Here is a 21,013-nt window from a genome sequence, read left to right on the forward strand (position 1 = left end):
GTAGCCGCCGATGCGCGCCGCGCCGTTCGCGATTCACAGGCCGTGGACCGGTGCGCCGGGCCGGGCGGCCCGGTCGCGGCGGCGATCGGATGCCTGGCGCGCGGCGCGGCGGGCGGCGATCATCGCGGCATGCGCCGCGCCGACCGCCTGTTCCTCATCATCCACGCCCTGCGCGGCCGCCGCACCGCGCTGCCGGCACGGCGTCTGGCCGAGACGCTCGAGGTCTCGCTGCGCACGGTCTATCGCGACGTGGCGGATCTGCAGACCTCGGGCGTGCCGATCGAAGGCGAGGCCGGCATCGGCTACGTCCTGCGCAAGGGGGCCGACATTCCGCCGCTGATGTTCACGGCCGAGGAGATCGAGGCCCTGGTGGTCGGTACGCGCTTCGTGCGCGCGTTCGCCGGCGGCCGCCTCAACGCCGGCGCGCAGGCGGCGCTGCTGAAGATCGAGGCCGTGCTGCCGCCGGACCTGCGCGAGCGCGCCAAGCGCTCGCGCATCTACGCGCCGATGGACTGGAACGAGGCGCGCAGCGGCCTGATCGACCGCCTGCACGAGGCGATCGCGGCGCAGCAGGTGCTGCGTCTGGACTATCGCGACGAGTCCGGCCGTCCCAGCCTGCGCGAGGTCGAGCCGCTGTGCCTGGCCTGCTGGGGCGGCGTCTGGACGCTCGGCACCTGGTGCCGGCTGCGCGAGAGCTTCCGCAATTTCCGCCCCGACCGCATCGCCGCGTTCGCGCCGACCGGCGAGGTCTTCGCCGAGTCGCCCGAGCGCGGCATCGACGCATACCTGCGCGCCGCCGGCACCGACCCGGCCGGCTTCGGCGGCTGAGGCGGCGGCATCGCGCATCGGTGCACGGTACGCGACGCGGCCAATCGCCGCCGGGACGCGATCGATGTCCCCCGGCGAGGCGGTCGTACGCGACCTGCTCCACGATGGCCATCGGGTAGCGGCAATTCGATCTTCGTGCAGTGCGAGGACGCATGACGCGGTGGCCGCTGCGCCGACGCGGCGGCGATCCACGAGCGAGGTGCCGCTCAGATCACGCGCAGCGTGATCGCCTTGAGCACCGCGCGCGTGCGGTCGCGCGTGCCGAGTTTGTCGAGGATGTCCGAGACGTAGTTCTTGACCGTGCCCTCGGCCAGGAACAGCGAGCGCGCGATCTCCTTGTTCGAGTAGCCGCCGGCGAGCAGGCGCAGGATCGACACCTCCCGTTCGGTGAAATGCGTCTTCGGCGCGGCCTGCTCGCGGTAGGCGTAGCGCGCGCGCACAGGATCGGTCGCGACCGGCTGCAGCAGCGACTCGCCGCGGGCGACCATGCCGATCGCCTCGATCAGGTCTTCCGGTGCCGCGTCCTTGAGCAGGAAACCCTGCGCGCCGGCCTCGACCGCCTCGAGCAGCAGCTCGCCGTCGTCGAACGTCGTCAGCAGGATCACCGGCGTGCGGTCGCCCCGTGCGCGCAGCGCGCGTACGGCATCGGGACCGCCGAGCCCCGGCATGCGGATGTCCGACAGCACGACGTCGACCGGCATCGCGGCCAGCGCGTCGAGCAGGGCCGCGCCGTCGGCGGCCTCGACGACGACGGTCACGCCGCCGACGCCCTCGAGCAGTGACTTGAGGCCGGCGCGGACCAGGGCCTGGTCGTCGGCCAGGGCGATGCGCAGCGTGGCAGGCGGGTTCGACATCGTGGTCAGCCGAGCGGCACGCGCGCGGTGATCGTGAAGCCGCGCTCGCTGGCGATGATCAGCGTGCCGCCGATCGCGGCCAACCGCTCGCGCATGCCGGCCAGGCCGTGGCCGATCGTCAGCACGCGCGCGCCGCGGCCGTCGTCGCGGACCTGGAGCACCAGCGCGCGGCCCTCGCGGGTCAGCCGCAGCCAGAGATTGGCGGCGCCGGAATGGCGCGCCGCATTGGTCAGCGCCTCCTGCGCGACGCGCAGCAGCGTCTGCGCCCGGGCGATGTCGTCGACGCGCGCGTCCTCGGCCAGGTCCAGATGGACGGCCGGCCGCGGAATCGGCGCGGCCAGCTGGGCGATCGCCTGACGCAGGTCCAGGCCGTCGGCCTCGCGCAGCTGGCCGACCACGCCGCGGATGTCGCCGAGCAGGCTGTCGGCCAGGCCCGCCGCCGTCGCCACCGCCGGCGCGGCGCCCGGCTCGCGCGCGAGCAGCGCCAGCTGCAGCTTCAGCGCGGTCAGCGTATGGCCGGCGACGTCGTGCAGCTCGCGCGCCAGGCGCAGCCGCTCGCGGTCGCGCGCGCTCTCCTCGAGCAGCGAATGGGTCGCCAGCAGGTGCGCGTTGACCTGGGCCAGCTCGGCGCGCGCCGACTCGGCGCGCTCGGCGTAGATCGTCATCGCCGCCGCGAACACCTGGAAGCCGGCATGGATCATCGTCAGCAGCACCGGCGTGGAGCTGTGCCAGATCCGGCTGATGATCAGATACAGCGCGAGATTGATCGCGACCATCGCGGCGACGAGGCCGCGCCGCGTCAGCAGCGGCGGCAGCTGCGCGACCGCGATCACCAGCAGCACCGGCGCCAGGCCCTCGCGCGCGATCGAGCAGGTGGCCAGACCCAGCAGCACCTGCACGACCACCAGCACGCGCCGCCAGCGCAGCGGCGCGCGCTCGTCGTCGATCAGCATGCCGGCGATCAGGCACAGGCCGAAGCCGCCGAGCAGGCCGGCGATCAGCGGCATCAGCGCCGGCGGCGCCAGGCGGACGATGCCGAGGAAGATCGCGGCCCAGGTCAGCAGGCCGGCCAGCGAGAGCGGCTCGAGCAGGCGGCGCAGGACGGGACGGGAGGCGGCGAGAGGCATCGGGTGACCGGCGGCGGGGAGGCGCCAGCATCGCGGCTCGGCGCCGTGCGCTCAAGCGGTCCGCCACCGAAAGTGACTTCCGGCAGGTCGCGAAGGTGACGCCCGGCATCTGCCGGCACCGCGGCCGCGCGACCAGACTGGTTCCGTCGAAACCGCCCTCTCATCGCCCGGAGCCACCGCCATGATCACCCGTACCGCATTCGCCGCCGTGCTGTTCGCCGCCGCCGGCGCCGCCGCCGCTGCCGATCTGACCGTCGAGGTCGCCGACATCCGTGTGCAGTCCGGACAGCTCAAGCTCGCGGTCGTCGACTCGGCCGACGGCTGGGACGGCAAGGCCAAGGCCGTCGCCGGCGAAGCGCTGACGCCGACCGGCGCGACCGCGACGTTCCGCTTCAAGGACCTGCCGCCCGGCACCTACGCGGTCCAGGTCATGCACGACGAGAACGGCAACGGCAAGCTCGACACCAACTTCGTCGGCATGCCGACCGAGGGCTACGGCTTCAGCAACAACCCGCGCGTGATGCGCAAGCCGACCTGGGACGAGGCCAGGTTCGAGCTCGGCGCCTACGGCACGACCGTCGCCGTCCAGCTGCGCTGATCCGCGCCGACCGCATCTGCGAGACCAGCCATGAACCGCCGCCGATTCCTTCGCGATCTCCTCTCCGGCGCTGCCGCGCTGGCCTGCACGCCGGCGCTGCTGCGCGCCGCGACCGGCAACGACGTCGCCACTGGCTTCGCCACGGGCCTGCGCCGCCATCCGTGGATGGCCGGCTGGAAGAACATGGACGCCGAGTCGCTCGGACCGACCGCGGCGACGCTGCGCGGGCGCTGGCCGAAGGGCCTGGCCGGCACGCTGTACCGCAACGGGCCGGCGCGCTTCGAGCGCGACGGCTTCCGCTATTCGCACTGGTTCGACGGCGACGGCATGGTGCATGCCTGGCGCGTCGGCGAGCGCGGCGTCAGCCACCGCGCGCGCATGGTCGCCACGCCCAAGTACACGCGCGAACAGGCCGCCGGACGCTTTCTGTATCCGGCCGTCGGCACGACCGTTCCCGACGCGCGCGCGATCCGCAACAACGACGACGCCAACGTCGCCAACACCTCGGTCGCGGTGATCGGCGGGCGGCTGTTCGCGCTCTGGGAAGGCGGCTCGGCGTTCGAGCTGGAGCCCGATTCGCTGGTCACGCGCGGGCCTACCACCTGGCGCGAGGATCTGGCGCTGGCGCCGTTCTCGGCGCATCCGCTGCGCGATCGCGACGGCAGCTGGTGGAACTTCGGCTCGATCTCGCTGCTCGGCGGCGCCGGCCTGCTGGTCTGGCATCTCGGCGCCGACGGCCGCCTGCTCGGCGCCACGCAGCTGGCGACCGAGCAGCACGGCTATCTGCACAGCTTCGCGATGACCGACCGCCATCTGGTCTTCATGCTGATGCCGTTCCGCTTCAGCGAAGCGGGCGCGTTCTTCGAGCGCATGCATTTCGCACCGGACCTGCCGTGCCGCGTCGCCGTGGTGCCGAAGTCCGCGCCGGATACCGCGCGCTGGTTCGACGTCGACTTCGCCGCGGTCTACCACTTCGGCGACGCGTTCGAGCGTGACGGCGAAATCCACGTGCGCGCGGTGCGCCATACCGACCCGGCCGGTGCGAGCTCGCCGATGGCCGCGACGATGCGCGGCGAGCGCGAACCGGCACCGACCTCGGGCCAGCTGCGCACGCTGCGGCTCGACCTGCGCAGCGGCCGCGCGCGCTGGCAGACGCATGCCGACCACGTCATGGAGTTTCCGCTGTTCGATCCGCGCACGCCCGGCGATCGGCCGGCGCGCCTCTACGCGCCGACCGCGGTCACCCCGGACGTGCCGTACTTCAACGCGGTCATGAGCTTCGATCCCGAGCGCGACCGCCGTCAGCTGCACCGCTACGGCGATCGTGTGCTCGCCGAGGAACACGTCTTCGTGCCGCGGCCGGGCAGCCGCAAGCCCGGCCAAGGCTGGCTGGTCGGTACCCTGCTCGACGCCGACCGCGGCCGCTCGGGCCTGGCCGTGCTCGACGCCGAGCACGTCGACGACGGCCCGCTGGCCGAGGCCTGGCTGCCGTATACGTTCCCGCTCGGGTTCCACGGGGCGTTCGCGGGCGTCTAGCGAGGCAAGAGCCCACCCGCCTCGGGAGGCGACGCGTTCGCGGATGCGCGATGCATCATGCCAAACGAATCGATGCGATCATCGCGGCTTTGATCTGCAAGGGGTCCGCGATGCCCAGTCCGTCTTTTGGCCGCTCGCTCTTCGTTTGGGTTCTGATCTTGGGCGGCGGTCTGGCCGCACCGGCCGACGCCAACGACACCGACGATGCGTTCCGTGCGATCACCGCGCGCGAATGGACCTGGCGCAATGCCGAGTTCGCCGGCGGCGACGACGAGGACGGCGAGGCTGCGCCGTCGCGGCGGCTGCCGTCGGTCGATCCGGCCACGCACAAGGCGCGGCTCAAGGTCTGGGAGGGCGTGCTCGCCGAGCTCGACGGGCTCGACGTCGATGCGCTGTCGGAGGAGGAGCGCATCAACTACGCCGTCTACCGACCGCAGGTGGAGAATCTCGCCGCGTCGGCGCGCTTCCGCGATTACGAGATGCCGTTCAACAGCGATTCCTCGTTCTGGTCGGACCTCGGCTTCATGACGCGCCGACCGATGCGCAGCGCGGCCGACTATCGCGCCTATCTGGCGCAGCTCGACGACGTGCCGCGCTATTTCGACGAGCAGATCGCCAACATGCGCCGCGGCCTCAGGCGCGGCTTCAGCGTGCCGCGCGCGGTGCTCGATGGTCGCGAGGTGTCGATCGCGGCGGTCGCCGATCTGGCCGATCCGGCCGAAGCCTCGTTCTACGCGCCGTTCAAGACGCTGCCGGCGTCGATCGCGGCCGACGAGCAGGCCGCGCTCAGGCGCGAGGCGGCCGAGACGATCGGCAAGCGCGTGATCCCGGCGTTCGCGAAGCTGCTGAAGTTCTTCCGGTCCGAATACGTACCGAAGGCGCGCAAGACGCTCGCGGCCGAGGCGATGCCGGACGGCAAGGCCTGGTATCGCCAGCAGATCCGCGAGTACACCACGCTCGATCTGGAGCCCGATGCGATCCACGCGATCGGCCTGGCCGAGGTCGCGCAGATCGAGGAGGCGATGCGCGAGACGATGCGCGAGGCGAAGTTCGAAGGCAGCTTCGCCGAGTTCCTCGCGTTCCTGCGCAGCGATCCGCAGTTCTACGCCAAGACGCCCGAGGAGCTGCTGATGCGCGCGGCATGGATCTCCAAGCGCGTCGACGGCCAGCTCGGGCGCTTCTTCGGCCTGCTGCCGCGCGGGCGCTTCACGATCGTGCCGGTGCCGGCCGACATCGCGCCGTTCTGGACCGCCGGCCGCGGCGGCGCGACGACGTACTGGGTCAACACCTACGACCTGCCGTCGCGGCCGCTGTACAACCTGCCGGCGCTGACGCTGCACGAGTCGGCGCCGGGCCACTCGCTGCAGGGCGCGCTCGCCAGCGAGCAGACCGGCCTGCCGGCGTTCCGGCGCAAGACCTACATCTCGGCCTATGGCGAAGGCTGGGCGCTGTACACCGAGAAGCTCGGCCAGGAAATGGGCATCTACGAGACGCCTTACGAGGAGTTCGGCCGGCTGACCTATGCGATGTGGCGCGCCGCACGCCTGGTCATCGACACCGGCATCCACCACAAGGGCTGGACGCGCGAGCAGGCGCTGGCCTATCTGCGCGACCGCACCGCGCTCAGCGAGCACGAGGTTACGACCGAAGTCGACCGCTACATCTCCTGGCCGGCGCAGGCGCTCAGCTACAAGCTCGGCGAGCTCAGCATCGTCGGCCTGCGCGCCGAGGCCGAGCGCGAGCTCGGCGAGCACTTCGACATCCGCGCGTTCCACGACGCCGTGCTCGCGCTCGGCTCGGTGCCGCTGCCGGTGCTCGAGCGTGAGGTGCGCCGCTTCATCGCCGAGGCGCGCGACAAGGCGGCCGAGGCCAGCGGCTGAGGGCGTTCGCGCGTCGCGACAGGGCGCGGCCGTCACGAACGATGCGGGGGCGTTCGTTCGCGGCGGGCCGATGCGGTGGCCGCCATGCGCAGGCGATGCACGCAGCTCGCGCGCAATGCGTGTGCGCGCGGTCTCGTCGCCCGAAGCCGGTCGCGCAGTCGCTGCCGCCGCCGCAGCAGGCGGACGGCCGCGCGGCCCGCGGATGCGCTAGTCCCGCCCGGCCAGCGGACCCATGTGGAGCCGGTAGTAGGCCAGCTCGGCGATCGAGTCGCGCACGTCGCTGAGCGCGGTATGCGCGGCTTCCTTGACGAAGCCGCGCCCGATCTCGGGCGACCAGCGCCGCACCAGTTCCTTGATCGTCGAGACGTCGAGGTTGCGGTAATGGAAGTAGCGCTCGAGCCGCGGCATCAGCCGGTGCAGGAAGCGGCGGTCCTGGCAGATCGAATTGCCGCACATCGGCGACTTGCCGGCCGGCACCCACTGCGCGAGAAACGCCACCGTGCGCGCCTCGGCGGTCGCGATGTCGATGTCGGACTCGACGACGCGCTGCCACAGGCCGGACCGGGCGTGCTGGTTGCGGTTCCACTCGTCCATCGCCTCGAGGCGCTCGACCGGGTGGCGCAGCGCGTATTCGGGCCCCTCGGCCAACACGTTCAGGTGCTTGTCGGTGACGATCGTAGCGATCTCGAGGATCGAGTCGCGGTCGGTATCGAGCCCGGTCATTTCCAGGTCGATCCAGACCAGATTGTCCTCGTGCGCCTGCGTCACCGTCATCGCGTTTCGTCCTTCGGAACGGAGCCCTATTCTGCCTGCAGCCGCGGGGTGCGCAAAGAAAATGCGACCGGTGCCTTCCGTGGCGCCGACCGCTCGGGGAACCGTGGCGAAAGAGCACCCGCGCCGTCCGTGGCGCGGGCACCCGGGAAAGCGGTTCAGCGCGACTCGAAGTCGCCGAGGAAGATCCGGTCCGCGCCGTACTCGTAGGCGCCGATGTCGGGGCGGGCGGCAGCGGTGTTGGCCTGGTTCGGATCGCTCCAGGCGCGGACGAAGCCGGGACCGCGCTGGTCGGTGCTCAGGCCGCCGGGGTTGGTGCCGGCGTCGATCGCCGGACTGGTGCGTGCCAGGGCGTGCACCGGGATGAAGCCGAGGCCGCCGCCGTGCATCGCCAGCGGTCGCAGCTGCGCGTCGGTCGCAAACCGGTTGGAGATCGACTCGCCGTTAATCGCGCCGGCCTCGGGCAGCGTGTGGAACAGCGAGTGGCGCACGTGCACGACGCTCGGGTTCTGCGGCGAGGTCGAGACGTGCGACAGGTCGGTCGCCGGCGTCGTGCTGGTGCCGTTGGTGTTGTGGTTGAACAGCGTGCTCTCGATCGTCACCGTCGTGGCGGTGTTGGACACCCACAAGGCGCCGCCGGCGCCGACCGGATCGGGGTAGGTCGGGCCGTTCTTGTTGTAGGCGAACGTGCTGTTGCGGATCACCGTGTTGCCGCCGGTCAGCGACAGCGCGCTGGCGCGTCCGGACTGGTGGCGCGAGCGGTTGTCCGAAAACGTCGTGTTCTCGATGATCGCTCCCGGGTCGCCGGGATTGTTCGATACGGTCAGCTCCAGGCCGCCGCCGTGCGGCTGTCCGGTCGAGTTGCCGAGGAACGTGCTGTTGGCGATGCGCAGGCCGGTGACGGTGTTGATCACCGCGCCGCCGCCGGTGTGGTCGGCCCAGTTGTCCTGGATCAGCGTGTCGGTGATCACCACGTGGACGCGCGGCGAGCTCAGGCGCATGCCGCCGCCGAACGCGGCGCGGTTGCCGGCGATGAAGCTGCGCGCGATCGTCGCGGTGCCGGCGGTGAAGTAGATGCCGCCGCCGTAGCCGGACACTTCCGAGGCGCGGTTGTCGGCGACGACGACACCGTCGAGGCCGAGGTCGGCTTCGGTCATCCAGATCGCGCCGCCATGGTTGGTCGCGACGTTCGCGTTCAGCGTCACCGCGACCAGATTGAGATTGTCGTCGTTGGCCCAGATCGCGCCGCCGTCGTCGGCGCGGCCGCGCGTGAGGGTCAGTCCGCTGAGCGTGACGGTGCGCGGATTGCCGCCGGAGCGCTGCACGCGAAACAGGCGCGTGGCGCCGTTGCCGTCGATCGCGAGCACGCCGGCGCCGGGGCCCTGCACGTGCACGCTGCTGCCGATGCGGATCTCGCTGCCGAGCACGATCGAGCCGGTCAGCCCGGGCTGGAACTGGATCAGATGCGGCTCGCCGGCGCTGGCGTTGGCCTGCGTGACCGCCTCGCGCAGGCTGCCCGCGCCGCCGTCGGCCAGGGTCGAGACCGTGAACGTCGCGGCGCTCGCCGCGGGAGCGGCGGCCAGCAGGGCGGTCAACAGGACGGATCGGGCAGGTATCATGCGGACACTCCGTTACAAATAGCGTTGTGGACTTGAAGTCCGGTCCATTCGGGACTGGTCCGGACCAAGGCGGTCCGGTACAAGGGCGGAGCGTTTCGGGGCCTCCGGTCCGGACTGCGACGATCCGGGACTTCTCGCTGTCCCTAACGTCGCGCTCGACGACCAGGACGCAGTCGTGCGGAATTTCCTATCAGTGTCCGAAGCTCTTCGTACTCATGACCGATCTCGCCGATGACTCACCCGCCACGCGCCGCGACGTCACCGTGCTGCTGCACGCGTGGAGCGACGGCGACGCCGCCGCTGCCGACCGCCTGACCGAACTGGTCTACGCGCAGGTCCGCGCGATGGCCGGCAAGCACCTGCGCCAGGTCGACGCCGGCGTCACGCTGCAGGCGACCGAACTGGCCCACGAGATGTTCATGCGCCTGCTCGAGGCCGACGTCAGCTGGCGCGACCGCCGTCATTTCTACGGCGTGGTCAGCGCCGCGCTGCGCAACATCCTGATCGACACCGCGCGCGCGCGCGGCAGCGAGAAGCGCGGCGGCCGGCAGATCCACGTGACGCTGTCGGCCGCCGACGGCGTTGCCGACGAGCGCAGCGACGCACTGGTGCTCGACGACGCGCTGCAGGCGCTCAAGGCGGTCGACGCGCGCAAGCACGAGATCGTCGAGTTCCACTATCTGCTCGGCCTCAAGCGCGAGGAGATCGCCGAGGTCACCGGCCTGTCGGTGCCGACCGTGGACCGCGACCTGCGCTTCGCGCGCGCCTGGCTCAAGGAGCGCATGCAGGCATGAGCGGCGAGGAGCGCTGGCAGCGCCTGCAGGCGCTGTTCGACGCACTGATCGAGATCGATCCGGCCGAGCGCGAGGGCTGGCTCGCCGCTCACGAGGCCGATCCGGCGCTGCGGCGCGAGGCGCTGGCGCTGGCCGCGGCCGACGCCGGCGCCGACGAGAGCATCACCGACCGCCTGCGCGACGCGGCCGGCGAGCTCGGCGAGCAGCCGGTCAGCGGCACGCGGCTGGGTCCGTACCGCCTGCTGCGCGAGATCGGCAGCGGCGGCATGGGCACGGTGTTCCTGGCCGAGCGCGTCGATGCCGAGTTCGACCGGCAGGTCGCGATCAAGCTGATCCGCGGCATCGCCACCAGCGACGCGCGGCAGCGCCTGCGCCGCGAGCGGCAGATCCTGGCCGACCTCAATCACCCCCACATCGCCCGTCTGCTCGACGGCGGCACCAGCGAGGCCGGCCAGCCGTATCTGGTGATCGAATACATCGAGGGCGCCAGCATCACGCGCTACTGCCAGAGCGCGAACCTGCCGCGCCGGCAGCGCCTGCGTCTGTTCCAGCAGGTGTGTCGCGCGGTCCACTACGCGCATCAGCGTCTGGTGATCCACCGCGACCTCAAGCCGGCCAACGTGCTGGTCCGCGAGGACGGCACGCCGGTGCTGCTCGATTTCGGCATCGCCAAGCTGCTCGACGCGCAGCACTCCGGCCAGCAGACGCAGACCGGCGTGCCGTGGTTCACGCCGGCCTACGCCAGCCCCGAGCAGCGCGCCGGGCGCCCGGTCAGCACGGCCACCGACGTCTACGGTCTGGGCGCGCTGTTGTACGAGCTGCTGCTCGACGCAGCGCCGTCGCCGCAGGCCGACGGCAGCCTGCCGGCGCCGAGCGTCGGTGCCGGCCAGGCCCGCATCGATCGCGATCTGGACATCATCGTCGGCAAGGCCACCCATCCGGAGCCCGATCGCCGCTACGGCTCGGCCGAGGCGCTGGCCAACGACCTGGAGCGCTATCTGCGCGGCCAGCCGATCCAGGCCGCGCCGGACAGCCTGCGCTACCGGCTCGGCAAGTTCGCGCGGCGCCACCGCTGGGCGGTCGGCGCGACCGCGATCGCGCTGGTGCTGGCCTCGGTATTCACCTGGCGCCTCGCGGTCGAGCGCGACCGCGCGCTGCGCGCCGAGGCGCAGGCGCGCAGCGAGTCGGCGACCGCCGAGCAGGTCATCGAGTATCTGGTGTCGCTGTTCGAGGAAGCCGCGCCCGAGCACGGCGGCGCCGGGCCGGTCACGCCGCGCGAGCTGGTCGACCGCGGCCGCACCGAACTCGACAAGCGCCTGGCCGACCGCCCGCAGCAGCGCATCCGCCTGCTCGGCGCGCTCGGCGACATCTACGAACGCCTCGGCCTGACCGATCAGGCGATCGGCACGCTCGAGGCGGCGGTCGCCCTGCAGCGCGAAACCGCGCAGGAGGACCGGCGCATGGCCCTGCTGCTGCACGAACTGGCGCGCAGCTACGGCCTGGCGCAACGCTTCGACCTGGCCGCCGAGCGCGTCGAGGAGGCCGGCCGCCTGCTCGAGACGATCGGCACCGAGCCGGTGCTGATGGCCGAGCTGCTCGGCTCCCGCGCGTTCTTCCTGACCCAGCTCGGGCGCAACGAGGAGGCCGTGACCGCCGGGCGCAGTGCGCTGGCGCTGGCCGAGCTGGCGAGCGGTGCGGACAGCGAGGATGCGGCGGTCGCCGCCTCGATGCTGTCCGACGCGCTGACCGGCGGCGGCCGGCTCGACGAGGCGCGCGCGGCCGCCGAGCGCTCGGTGGCGATCCTGCGCCGCCTCAAGAAGCCCGACGACGACGTCCTGATCAGCGCGCTCGGCCATCTCAGCAAGATCGTCTACGAGCAGGGCGACATCGCCGCCAACGAGGCCCTGCTGCGCGAGATGCTGGCGGCGCGTACCGACCGCTATCCGCCCGAAAGCGCGCGCATCACGACGGTGCGCAACGAGCTGGGCCGGTCGCTGTACCGGCAGGGCCGTCTGCGCGAGGCCAGCGCGGAATTCCAGGCGATCGTCGCGGCGATGCGCGGCCAGAAGGAGGCCGCCGGCTACCTGATCGCACTGAACAACCTGGCCAGCCTGCTCGAGACGATGGGCGACTACGCGGCGGCCGAGCCGATGTTCCGCGAGGTATTCGAGCTGGCCGGGAACGACGGCACGATCGTCGGGCCGCGCCTGCTGGTGTTCCGGCAGAACCTCGGCCGCTGCCTGCTGCTGGCCGGCCGGCTCGACGAGGCCTGGCCGCTGCTGGCGCCGGCGATCGTCGGCGACGATCAGGATTCCGTGCTGCGCTCCGAGCGCATGCGCCAGCAGTTCCACCTCGGCGAATGGATGCGGCGGCGCGGCCGCTACGCCGAGGCGCTGGACTACTTCGCGCAGGCCGACAAGGCCGTCGCGCTGCTGCCGCCGGAGCAGCAGTACCGCGCGGCCGTCGTGACGCGCTCGCGCGCACTGACGCTGCAGGCGCTCGGCCGCCGCGCCGAGGCCGAGGCCGGCCTGCGCCGCGCCGAGTCGATGCTGCGCGCCGAATTCGGCGACGACAGCCCGCAGGTGATCGAGGTTCGCGTCGATCTGGCCGGCCTGCTGGTCGAGCTGGAGCGGCCCGACGAGGCAGGCCCGCTGCTCGACGCGGTCGCGCCGTCGCTCAACGAGCGCTTCGTCGACCGCGCGCCGGCGCGCGTGCGTTACCACGCGCTGCGCCGCACGCTGCAGCAGGAGGCGGCGCCCGTTGCGGCGGCATCGGGCTAGGTCGTTGCCGCCGCATGCGGCGCGCCGCGTGCGCTTGCGGCACACTGCCGGCCCATGTCGCTCCTGATCGTCCTGCTCGACTTCGCCGGCTCCGTGGCCCTGCTGCTGTGGGGCACGCATATGGTGCAGACCGGCGTGCAGCGCGCCTACGGACCGCGCCTGCGCGCGCTGCTCGGCGATGCGCTGCGGCGGCGCGACCGCGCGTTCCTGGCCGGCGCCTGCGTGACCGCGCTGCTGCAGAGCAGTACCGCTACCGGCCTGATGACGACGGGCCTGGCCCATCGCGGCATCGTCGCGCTGGTGCCGGCGCTGGCGGTCATGCTCGGCGCGAACGTCGGCAGCACGCTGATCGTGCAGGTGTTCTCGTTCGACGTCGCGGCGCTGGCGCCGGCGTCGATCCTGGTCGGCGTGACGCTGTTCCGGCGCGGCGCCGGTTCGCGCGCGCACGATCTGGGCCGCGTGTTCATCGGCCTGGGTCTGATGCTGATGGCGCTGCACCAGCTGCTCGGCCTGATGGCGCGCTACGAGGACGCACCGGCGCTGCGTGCCGCGCTCGGCACGCTGTCGTCGTGGCCGCTGCTCGACGTCGCGCTGGCCGCGCTGGTGACCTGGGCCGCGCATTCGAGCGTCGCGGTCGTGCTGCTGGTGATGTCGCTGGCCGCCCAGGGTGCGGTCGCGCCGGAAGCGGCGTTCGCGTTCGTGCTCGGCGCCAACATCGGCACCGCGATCAATCCGGTCGTCGAGGGCGCCGCCGGTGCCGATCCGGCCGGCCGGCGCGTGCCGGTCGGCAATCTGCTGCCGCGCGTGGCCGGTGCGCTGCTGATGCTGCCGGCGCTGCCGCTGCTCGCGCATGGCGTGGCGCCGTGGCAAGCCGATCCGGCACGCGCGGTCGCCGATTTCCACACCGCGTTCAATCTGGCGCTGGCGGCGCTGCTGCTGCCGATGCTCGTCCCCTATGCCGGCCTGCTGCGGCGCCTGCTGCCGGACCGGCCGGCCGCCGACGATCCGGGACGGCCGCTGTATCTGGATCCGGCCGCGCGCCAGGTGCCGGTGGTCGCGCTCGGCAATGCCGCGCGCGAGGCCCTGCGCATGGCCGACGTGCTCGAGCGCATGCTGATCGCGGTCCGTCCGGTGCTGACCCGCGACGGCCGCCACGACGCGGGCGAGATCGAGCGTCAGGACGACGTCCTCGACCGTCTCAATGCCGCGATCAAGACCTATCTGATCGGCCTGGATGCCGACGAGCTCGGCGCCGCCGACCACCGCCGGCTCAACGAGATCCTGCGCTTCGCCACGCACCTGGAGCAGGCCGGCGACGTGGTCGACCGCAGCCTGCGCGGACACGCCGCGAAACGGCTGCGCGAAGGCACGGCGTTCTCGGCCGAGGGCCGCGGCGAACTGCTGACGCTGTTCGACCGGCTGATCCCGGCCCTGCGCGTCGCCGCCGCGCTGTTCACGACCGAGGACGCGCGCGGCGCGGGCGCGCTGCAGGCCGAGCGTGCCGCGTTCGAGCGGGCCGAGAGCGAAGCGGCCGACAGCCATTTCGAGCGGCTGCGCAGCGGGCGCGCCGACACGCTGCAGAGCAGCGCGCTGCATCTGGACGTGCTGCGCGACCTCGCGCAGATCAGTACGCTGATCGCCGAGGCGCCCGCGCCGCCCGAGCGCGAGGCCGAACCGGCAGCCAGAGCCGAACCCGCAGCCGCAGCCGCGCCGCCGACGACCGCATCGACCGAAGGATCGCCGCCCCGATGAGTCCGACCTTCCTCTGGCACGACTACGAGACGACCGGCGCCGATCCGCGCCGCGACCGGCCGGCCCAGTTCGCGGCGATCCGCACCACGCCGGACCTGGAGCCGATTGGCGAGCCGATCGATCTGCTGTGCCGGCCGGCGCCCGACGTGCTGCCGCACCCGCAGGCGGTGATGATCACCGCGCTGACGCCGCAGCGCCTCGCGCACGAAGGCCTGGCCGAGGTCGATTTCGCCGCGCAGGTGCACGAGGCGATGAGCGTGCCGGGCAGCTGCGTGGTCGGCTACAACTCGATCCGCTTCGACGACGAGTTCACGCGCCAGCTGCTGTACCGCAACTTCTACGATCCGTACGAGCGCGAGTGGCGCGACGGCAATTCGCGCTGGGACCTGATCGACCTGATGCGCATCTGCTATGCGCTGCGGCCCGAGGGCCTGGTCTGGCCGACGCGCGAGGACGGCAGCGCGAGCTTCCGCCTCGAGGACCTGGCGGCCGCCAACCGCATCGTGCAGACCCGCGCGCACGAGGCGCTGTCGGACGTCGAGGCGCTGATCGGACTGGCGCGGCTGGTGCGCCTGCGGCAGCCGCGCCTGTTCGAGTACCAGTTCGCGCTGCGCCGCAAGCAGCGCGTGTTCGAGCTGCTCGACGTCGCCACCATGGCGCCGCTGCTGCACGTGTCCTCGCGCTATCCGGCCAGCCGCGGCTGCCTCGCGCCGATCGCGCCGCTGGCGATGCATCCGCATCTGCCCAATGCGGTGCTGGTCGTCGATCTGGACGCCGATCCCGCCGACCTGATCGCGCTCGACGCCGAGGCGATCGCCGATCGCGTGTTCACGCCGCGCGCCGATCTGCCCGAGGGCGTGGAGCGGATCGGCCTCAAGGCGATCCATGCCAACCGCTCGCCGGCGCTGGCACCGCTGTCGACCGCGCGCGGCATCGACCTGGCGCGTATCGGCCTGGATCTGGACCGCGCGCAGCGCCACCTGGACCGGTTGCGCGCCGCCGACGGCCTGGCCGCCAAGGTGCGTCAGGTGTTCACGCTGGCCCGCGACGCGCAGACCGCTCAGGATCCGGAGCTGGCGCTCTACGGCGGCTTCCTGCCCGACGCGGACCGCGCCCTGCTGCGCGAGGTGCGGCGCACGCCGGCGGCCGAGCTCGCGCGCTACGCGGCGGCCTTTCGCGATCCGCGCTATGCCGAGCTGCTGTTTCGCTATCGCGCGCGCAACTGGCCTGAAACGCTCGACGCCGACGAGACCGCGCGCTGGCAGGCGTTCCGCCGCGAGCGGCTGCTGCGGCCGACGCCGCTGACCGGCCTGACGCTGCAGGACTATCGCGCCACGATCGCGGCGCTGCGCGCCGATCCGCTTTACGCCGATCGCCAGGCGCTGCTCGATGCGCTGGAGGCCTGGGGGCTGAGCGTCGAGGCGGAGCTGGCCGAATGAGCGCGGACCGTCCTAGATCCGCAGCCGTTCGGGCAGCCGTGAACCGGCTCGTCCGTGCTGACCCGGCGAGCGAGACGGGTCGTGCCGACGCGGAGCATTCGATGATGTCCAGACGGCACGCGGCGGCGATCGCGCTCGTCCTGGCCGCGACGGTCTGCGCGGCGTCGCCGGCCGGGGCGCAATCGCAGGCGAACGCGCCGCCCGACGGGGTCGCACGCAGCATCGAGCTGATCTGTGGCGGCGGCTTCAGCGGCGCGTCCGGCGGCCGCCGTATCGACGGCGCGGGACGGCTCTGGCAGGTCCGCCAGCCGCTCGGCGCGCCGCGCGTCGAGCAGCCGCTCGGCGACGATGCCGGGGCGCTGCGGCGCTGGCATGCATGGCTCGACGCGGCCGACTTCGAGCGTCTGAGCCATCGCAAGCCCGGCAATATCAGCTGCACGCTGTCGCGGACCGGCAGCGGCGGCACGCACCGGATCACCTGGAGCGGGAGTGCGCCGCCGGCCACGCTGCCGGCGCCGGTGATCGCCATGGTCGGCGAACTGCGCGCCTGGGCACCGCCGGCAGCGGACGGGGAGACGGCGGTGAACGGTGCGGCGCCGCCGAGCGAGGCGGCGCCGCCGTCGATGCGGTCCGGACGCTGAGGACGTCCCGGCGGCGTCCGGCGTGCGCGCTCAGCGCGGACCGAACAGCGACTGCAGCAATGCGCTGCCGGTCGCGACCGGGTTGTCGCGAATCTGCGCTTCCTGCTCGGCGATCGTGTGGAACAGGCCGTCGAGCGCCTTGTCGGTCACGTAGCGGTCGAGGTCGAGCGATTCCCTGCTGGCACCGAGCGCGGCGAGCTTGCCGCCGCCCTTGTCGGTCAACTGCTTGTAGGCCTTGGTGACGCCGGCCGAATCGGTCGCCTGCGCGACCAGCGGCAGCATCTTCGCGCGCAGTGCCTCGCCGCTGCTGCGGCGGAAGTAGGCGGTCGCGGCGTCCTTGGAGCCGCCGACGATGCCGAGCGCGTCCTGCACCGACATCGCGCGGATCGCCTCGCCGAAGATCTCGGCAGCGGCCGGCACGGCCTGCTCGGCGGCGTGGTTCATCGCGGTCTCGAGCTGGTCGACGTACTGGCCCTGGCCGAGCCTGCGTGCGGTCTTGGCGACCGGTTCGAGCGGCTTGGGCACGGCGATGCGCACGGCCTTGTCGGCGAGGAAGCCGTCGGGCTTGCCGAGCTGGGCAATCGCGGCCTCGACGCTGCGCGAGAGCGTTTCCTTGATGCCGGCGGCGGCCTGCGGCGCGTCGGCGGCGATGGCGGGAGCACCGATCGCGAGCAGCGCGAGCAGCGCGAAGATTCGCATCGGGCGTAGCGGCAGGTGTTTCATCGGCAGCTCCGGGTCGGCGGGAGGTGAAGCCGATTCTACGTGTGGTGCGGACTGCCATTCGCAAACAAAAGCGACGAGCCGGCGCTGATGCGCCGGCCCGCAGCTTCCCCCTGAACGGCGTGACGGCATGCGTCCTGCAACCGCCGCGCCCGGCCGGCGCGCGCTGCGCGGCCGTCGAGCCCGTGGGAGCTCGTGCGGCGGCCCGATACGGGCGGGACCGCCGCTCGTGCCGGCGGCGTCCTGCCGCCGCGCGACGCGGATCAGAACCGATAGCCGAATGCGACGCCGTAGACGATCGGATCGATGTTGACGGTGCCGACCTTGGCGCCGTCGACCTTGACGTCGGTGTCGATGTCCATCCAGCGCGCATCGAGCGTGACCGACCAGCGGTCCTTCAGCGCGAAGTCGACGCCGACGTGGGCGGCCAGGCCCCAGGAATCGTCGAGGTCGAGGTTGGTGCCGGCCAGTGGACCGGTTTCCTTGGTCGAGAAGAAGCGCGTGTAGTTGAGGCCGAGGCCGACGAACGGACTGACCTTGGCGTCCGGCAGGAAATGCCACTGCAGCGACACGGTCGGCGGCAGGTGCTTGGTCTCGCCGGCCTTGGTGCCGTTGAGGCTGATGTCGTGCTTGAACGGCAGCGCGGCCAGCACCTCGAGGCCGAGATTCGGCGAGAAGTAGTACTCCAGCGAGAACGTCGGCTTCCAGTCGCTGTCGACGTCGGCCTTCAACGTGCCGCCGGCCAGCGTGCCGTTGTTCGACTTGGGGTCGACGACGTGCGCGCCGAACTTGAACTGCCAGTCGCCGGCATCGGCGGCCTTGAGGGCGGGCGCGCCGAGCGCGAGGGCCGCGAAGACGGCGAGAGACAACGAGTGCTTCATGACGGGGCTCCGGGTTTTATTGATGTGCCGCCATCATCCGTTGCGGCCCGGCAGGCGAGTTGATCGAGGTCAACTGCGGAAAGGGTGCGGCACCGTGTCACGCAGCGGCGTGCCGCTGCCGCGCCGGATCCGTGCGGCGTTCGCGCCGGCGTGCCGCGTCTGCCGGGGCCATTCGTCCGAATCCCGCGCCGGGCGCGCGGGCGCGGCGCGCGCAATCGCGTCGGATCGACATCGACAGCGATCGGGATGCAAGGTGCTCGATCGGCTGCGCCCGGTTCGCGCCGACTCGATCGGCGAGCGCTCGATCGGTGCGCCCGGTCAGGGCTGCCGGGTCGGATGGCTCGATCGGGCTGGCCGTCAGGTAAGTCCGATCAGGCGCGTCTCCTCAGAACAGGCTGCCCTGCGGCGAGTCCGGCCGCGGCGGCCGGAACAGGTCGGTCGCCAGCGGCCGCTCGCGGCCGCGGTCGAGGCCGGCCTTGCGGCAGGCGACCGCGAAGCGCTGGCGCAGCAAGTCGGCGAACACGCCTTCGCCGCGCATGCGGTGCGAGAAACGCGGATCGTTGTCGCGGCCGCCGCGCATCTGCCGCAGCAGGCTCATGACGTGTTCGGCGCGCTCGGGGGCGTGGAGGTCCAGCCAGTCGCGAAACAGTTGCTTGAGTTCCCACGGCAGGCGCAGCACGGTATAGCCGGCGCTGCATGCGCCGGCGGCGACGGCCTGCTCGAGAATCCGCTCGATCCACATGTCGGTCACGGCCGGAATGATCGGCGCGACCATGACGCCGCACGGCACGCCGGCCGCGTTGAGGTTGGCGATCGCCTCGATGCGCCGGTGCGGTGCGCTGGCGCGCGGCTCGAGCGCGCTGGACAGGTGGTTGTCGAGCGAGGTCACCGACACGAACACCTGCACCAGCCGGTCGCGCGCCATCGGCGCGAGCAGGTCCAGGTCGCGTTCGACCAGCGCGTTCTTGGTGATGATCGTCAGCGGATGGCGGCACTCGGCCAGCACCTCGATCACCTGGCGCGCGATGCGGTAGCGCCGCTCGGCCGGCTGGTACGGGTCGGTGTTGGAACCCAGATTGATCGGCGAGCAGACGTAGCCGGGCCGGGCCAGTTCCGCGCGCAGCCGCTCGCTGGCGTTGACCTTCGCGAACAGCCGCGTTTCGAAGTCCAGGCCCGGCGAGAGATTGAGGTACGCGTGCGACGGCCGCGCATAGCAGTAGACGCAGCCGTGCTCGCAGCCGAGGATCGGATTGATCGACTGCGTGAACGGCACGTCCGGCGATTCGTTGTGCGTGACGATGCTGCGCGCGCGGATCTCGCGGACTTCGGTGGCCGGGCGCGGACGGCCCTGTTCCTCGCGGTACCAACCGTCGTCCTCGACGGTGCGCGTGACGGTCTCGAAGCGGCCGACCGGATTGGACGCGGCGCCGCGGCCCTTGATGCGTTCAGGTCGGCTCAGGTCGGCGGGATCGTCGGGGCGTGGACGCGGCATGGGTGTGAGTATGCGCGCGGCCGTCTCAACGTCTGCGAACCGTTGCAAGCCCGCGCCGCGCCCCCATTTCCTCGGCTCCGCGCGAGCGCGGACGCGCCGGGCCCCGCCGGCGCGATCCGTCTACACTGCGCGCTTTCCTTGGAGCGTGTCATGGCTTTGGTCTGCGACATTCCCGGACGCAATCTCACCGTCGCGCGTGGCGACTTCCCCGATGCCGCACGCGACATCGACCCGGTCAGCGTCAGCGGTCCGCAGAACGCGGTCCTGGCGGCCGGCTGCTTCTGGTGCGTCGAGGCGGTGTTCCGCGAGCTCGACGGCGTGATCGACGTCGTCAACGGCTACAGCGGCGACAGCGCCGCGACGGCCGACTACAAGACCGTCTGCGCCGGCGACACCAATCATGCCGAGGTCGTCTCGATCGACTACGATCCCGAGAAGATCAGCTACGGCGAGCTGCTCAAGGTGTTCTTCTCGGTCGCGCACGATCCGACCCAGAAGGACCGCCAGGGCAACGACGTCGGCCGCCAGTACCGCTCGGCGGTGTTCTACGCCGACGCCGCGCAGAAGGAGGTCGCCGAGGCCTACATCGCGCAGTTGCAGGCCGCCGGCGTCTTCGCGGCGCCGATCGTCACCGAGGTGGTGCCGCTGGATGCGTTCCACCGCGCCGAGCAGTACCACCAGAACTATGCGGCCCAGCATCCGGAGCAGCCGTACATCGCGGCCGTGGCGATCCCGAAGGTGATCAAGGTCCGCAAGCAGTTCGCCGATCGTCTCAAGAAGGAGGGCGAGCGATGAGCAAGTCCGCTTCCGGCTACGAGCTCAGCCTCGATCCGGCCGAGCGCGACCGTCTGGCGGCGCGGCTGGATCCGGAGGAGCGGCGCATCCTGCTCGACCACGGCACCGAGCGGCCGTTCTGCGGCGCGCTGCTCGACAATCACGAGGACGGCATCTACGTGTGCCGGCTGTGCGCGCTGCCGCTGTTCCGCTCGGATGCCAAGTTCGAATCGGGCAGTGGCTGGCCGAGCTTCTTCACGCCGTACGATCCGGCGCACATCCGTGAGCTGCGCGACACCAGCCACGGCATGATCCGTATCGAGACGCGCTGTGCGCGCTGCGACGGCCACCTCGGCCACGTGTTTCCGGACGGCCCGCCGCCGACCGGCAACCGCTACTGCATGAACTCGGTCGCACTCGACTTCCTGCCGACCGATCCCTGAGATCGCGGGCGGGCGCGGCTTGGCCGTGCCCGTCCGCCGCCCGCGGCCCGGCGCGCAGCGCGCCGCCGGCGGCGCGGCCGGTGC

17 protein-coding genes and 1 pseudogene are annotated in these 21,013 nt (G+C 71.9%); 11 read left to right on the forward strand and 7 right to left on the reverse strand.

Features of this window, described 5'->3' with window-relative positions; genetic code table 11:
• Positions 1–129 precede the first annotated feature (129 nt).
• Positions 130–828 (forward strand): YafY family protein, encoded by a 699-nt coding sequence (locus VMR06_RS04630; RefSeq protein ID WP_325373503.1) that lies wholly within the window; start codon positions 130–132, stop codon positions 826–828.
• Positions 829–1,034: 206 nt separating this feature from the next.
• Here the strand turns inward: VMR06_RS04630 and VMR06_RS04635 are convergent, their stop codons facing one another.
• Positions 1,035–1,682, reverse strand: coding sequence for a response regulator transcription factor (locus VMR06_RS04635; RefSeq protein ID WP_325373505.1), 648 nt, complete (start codon positions 1,680–1,682; stop codon positions 1,035–1,037).
• A gap of 5 nt (positions 1,683–1,687) precedes the next feature.
• Entirely contained in the window at positions 1,688–2,809 is a 1,122-nt protein-coding gene (locus VMR06_RS04640; RefSeq protein WP_325373507.1) for a sensor histidine kinase, read from the reverse strand.
• Positions 2,810–2,990: 181 nt separating this feature from the next.
• Between VMR06_RS04640 and VMR06_RS04645 the strand changes: the two genes are divergently transcribed.
• From VMR06_RS04645 to VMR06_RS04655, 3 genes are all read left to right on the forward strand, one after another.
• A complete protein-coding gene (locus tag VMR06_RS04645; protein ID WP_325373510.1) occupies positions 2,991–3,407 on the forward strand; it encodes a DUF2141 domain-containing protein in 417 nt (138 codons plus the stop codon).
• Between the two features lie 30 nt (positions 3,408–3,437).
• Positions 3,438–4,943: a carotenoid oxygenase family protein gene (locus VMR06_RS04650; RefSeq protein WP_325373511.1), complete on the forward strand. Its 1,506-nt coding sequence runs from the start codon at positions 3,438–3,440 to the stop codon at positions 4,941–4,943.
• Positions 4,944–5,053: 110 nt separating this feature from the next.
• Positions 5,054–6,823 carry a DUF885 domain-containing protein gene (locus VMR06_RS04655; RefSeq protein WP_325373513.1) on the forward strand — a complete coding sequence of 590 codons (1,770 nt, stop codon included), beginning with the start codon at positions 5,054–5,056 and terminating at the stop codon, positions 6,821–6,823.
• A gap of 207 nt (positions 6,824–7,030) precedes the next feature.
• Here VMR06_RS04655 and orn read toward each other — a convergent pair whose 3' ends face one another.
• Both orn and VMR06_RS04665 read right to left on the reverse strand, forming a co-directional pair.
• Positions 7,031–7,597, reverse strand: a complete 567-nt coding sequence (gene orn, locus VMR06_RS04660) for an oligoribonuclease (RefSeq protein ID WP_325373515.1) — start codon at positions 7,595–7,597, stop codon at positions 7,031–7,033.
• A 155-nt stretch (positions 7,598–7,752) separates the two neighbouring features.
• On the reverse strand, positions 7,753–9,213 hold the full coding sequence (locus tag VMR06_RS04665) for a choice-of-anchor Q domain-containing protein (protein ID WP_325373517.1): 1,461 nt from the start codon (positions 9,211–9,213) through the stop codon (positions 7,753–7,755).
• 215 nt (positions 9,214–9,428) lie between these two features.
• On the opposite strand from VMR06_RS04665, the gene VMR06_RS04670 reads away from it, so the two are divergent.
• The 5 genes from VMR06_RS04670 (at position 9,429) to VMR06_RS04690 (ending at position 16,619) form a co-directional block, all read left to right on the forward strand.
• Positions 9,429–10,007, forward strand: a complete 579-nt coding sequence (locus VMR06_RS04670) for an ECF-type sigma factor (protein ID WP_325373519.1) — start codon at positions 9,429–9,431, stop codon at positions 10,005–10,007.
• Positions 10,004–12,787: a serine/threonine-protein kinase gene (locus VMR06_RS04675; RefSeq protein ID WP_325373521.1), complete on the forward strand. Its 2,784-nt coding sequence runs from the start codon at positions 10,004–10,006 to the stop codon at positions 12,785–12,787. Before VMR06_RS04670 ends, VMR06_RS04675 begins: the two co-directional genes overlap by 4 nt.
• A gap of 54 nt (positions 12,788–12,841) precedes the next feature.
• Positions 12,842–14,539: a Na/Pi cotransporter family protein gene (locus VMR06_RS04680; RefSeq protein WP_325373523.1), complete on the forward strand. Its 1,698-nt coding sequence runs from the start codon at positions 12,842–12,844 to the stop codon at positions 14,537–14,539.
• Complete coding sequence (sbcB, locus tag VMR06_RS04685) at positions 14,536–15,978, forward strand: exodeoxyribonuclease I (RefSeq protein ID WP_325373525.1); 1,443 nt, start codon at positions 14,536–14,538, stop codon at positions 15,976–15,978. Before VMR06_RS04680 ends, sbcB begins: the two co-directional genes overlap by 4 nt.
• A gap of 104 nt (positions 15,979–16,082) precedes the next feature.
• On the forward strand, positions 16,083–16,619 hold the full coding sequence (locus VMR06_RS04690; protein ID WP_325373527.1) for a hypothetical protein: 537 nt from the start codon (positions 16,083–16,085) through the stop codon (positions 16,617–16,619).
• Positions 16,620–16,649: 30 nt separating this feature from the next.
• On the opposite strand, the gene VMR06_RS04695 is transcribed toward VMR06_RS04690, so the two are convergent.
• The 3 genes from VMR06_RS04695 to VMR06_RS04705 form a co-directional block, all read right to left on the reverse strand.
• Entirely contained in the window at positions 16,650–17,342 is a 693-nt protein-coding gene (locus VMR06_RS04695) for a DUF4197 domain-containing protein (protein WP_325373529.1), read from the reverse strand.
• Positions 17,343–17,602: 260 nt separating this feature from the next.
• Complete coding sequence (locus tag VMR06_RS04700) at positions 17,603–18,220, reverse strand: OmpW/AlkL family protein (protein WP_325373531.1); 618 nt, start codon at positions 18,218–18,220, stop codon at positions 17,603–17,605.
• A gap of 385 nt (positions 18,221–18,605) precedes the next feature.
• Positions 18,606–19,712 (reverse strand): PA0069 family radical SAM protein, encoded by a 1,107-nt coding sequence (locus VMR06_RS04705; protein ID WP_325373533.1) that lies wholly within the window; start codon positions 19,710–19,712, stop codon positions 18,606–18,608.
• A 150-nt stretch (positions 19,713–19,862) separates the two neighbouring features.
• Here VMR06_RS04705 and msrA point away from each other — a divergent pair, with 150 nt between their 5' ends.
• Entirely contained in the window at positions 19,863–20,507 is a 645-nt protein-coding gene (gene msrA / locus VMR06_RS04710; protein ID WP_325373535.1) for a peptide-methionine (S)-S-oxide reductase MsrA, read from the forward strand.
• Positions 20,504–20,911, forward strand: a pseudogene (msrB, locus tag VMR06_RS04715) (peptide-methionine (R)-S-oxide reductase MsrB); the annotation flags it as partial. The gene msrA and the pseudogene msrB, both read left to right, overlap by 4 nt.
• Between the last annotated feature and the right edge of the window lie 102 nt (positions 20,912–21,013).

This window comes from Dokdonella sp., assembly GCF_035511235.1.
Taxonomy (GTDB): domain Bacteria; phylum Pseudomonadota; class Gammaproteobacteria; order Xanthomonadales; family Rhodanobacteraceae; genus Dokdonella.

Bases quoted from the DNA above. Each gene is read 5' to 3' on its own strand.
- VMR06_RS04630 (WP_325373503.1), top strand. From the start codon at position 130: ATGCGCCGCGCCGACCGCCTGTTCCTCATCATCCACGCCCTGCGCGGC.
- VMR06_RS04635 (WP_325373505.1), bottom strand. From the start codon at position 1,682: ATGTCGAACCCGCCTGCCACGCTGCGCATCGCCCTGGCCGACGACCAG.
- VMR06_RS04640 (WP_325373507.1), bottom strand. From the start codon at position 2,809: ATGCCTCTCGCCGCCTCCCGTCCCGTCCTGCGCCGCCTGCTCGAGCCG.
- VMR06_RS04645 (WP_325373510.1), top strand. From the start codon at position 2,991: ATGATCACCCGTACCGCATTCGCCGCCGTGCTGTTCGCCGCCGCCGGC.
- VMR06_RS04650 (WP_325373511.1), top strand. From the start codon at position 3,438: ATGAACCGCCGCCGATTCCTTCGCGATCTCCTCTCCGGCGCTGCCGCG.
- VMR06_RS04655 (WP_325373513.1), top strand. From the start codon at position 5,054: ATGCCCAGTCCGTCTTTTGGCCGCTCGCTCTTCGTTTGGGTTCTGATC.
- orn (WP_325373515.1), bottom strand. From the start codon at position 7,597: ATGACGGTGACGCAGGCGCACGAGGACAATCTGGTCTGGATCGACCTG.
- VMR06_RS04665 (WP_325373517.1), bottom strand. From the start codon at position 9,213: ATGATACCTGCCCGATCCGTCCTGTTGACCGCCCTGCTGGCCGCCGCT.
- VMR06_RS04670 (WP_325373519.1), top strand. From the start codon at position 9,429: ATGACCGATCTCGCCGATGACTCACCCGCCACGCGCCGCGACGTCACC.
- VMR06_RS04675 (WP_325373521.1), top strand. From the start codon at position 10,004: ATGAGCGGCGAGGAGCGCTGGCAGCGCCTGCAGGCGCTGTTCGACGCA.
- VMR06_RS04680 (WP_325373523.1), top strand. From the start codon at position 12,842: ATGTCGCTCCTGATCGTCCTGCTCGACTTCGCCGGCTCCGTGGCCCTG.
- sbcB (WP_325373525.1), top strand. From the start codon at position 14,536: ATGAGTCCGACCTTCCTCTGGCACGACTACGAGACGACCGGCGCCGAT.
- VMR06_RS04690 (WP_325373527.1), top strand. From the start codon at position 16,083: ATGTCCAGACGGCACGCGGCGGCGATCGCGCTCGTCCTGGCCGCGACG.
- VMR06_RS04695 (WP_325373529.1), bottom strand. From the start codon at position 17,342: ATGAAACACCTGCCGCTACGCCCGATGCGAATCTTCGCGCTGCTCGCG.
- VMR06_RS04700 (WP_325373531.1), bottom strand. From the start codon at position 18,220: ATGAAGCACTCGTTGTCTCTCGCCGTCTTCGCGGCCCTCGCGCTCGGC.
- VMR06_RS04705 (WP_325373533.1), bottom strand. From the start codon at position 19,712: ATGCCGCGTCCACGCCCCGACGATCCCGCCGACCTGAGCCGACCTGAA.
- msrA (WP_325373535.1), top strand. From the start codon at position 19,863: ATGGCTTTGGTCTGCGACATTCCCGGACGCAATCTCACCGTCGCGCGT.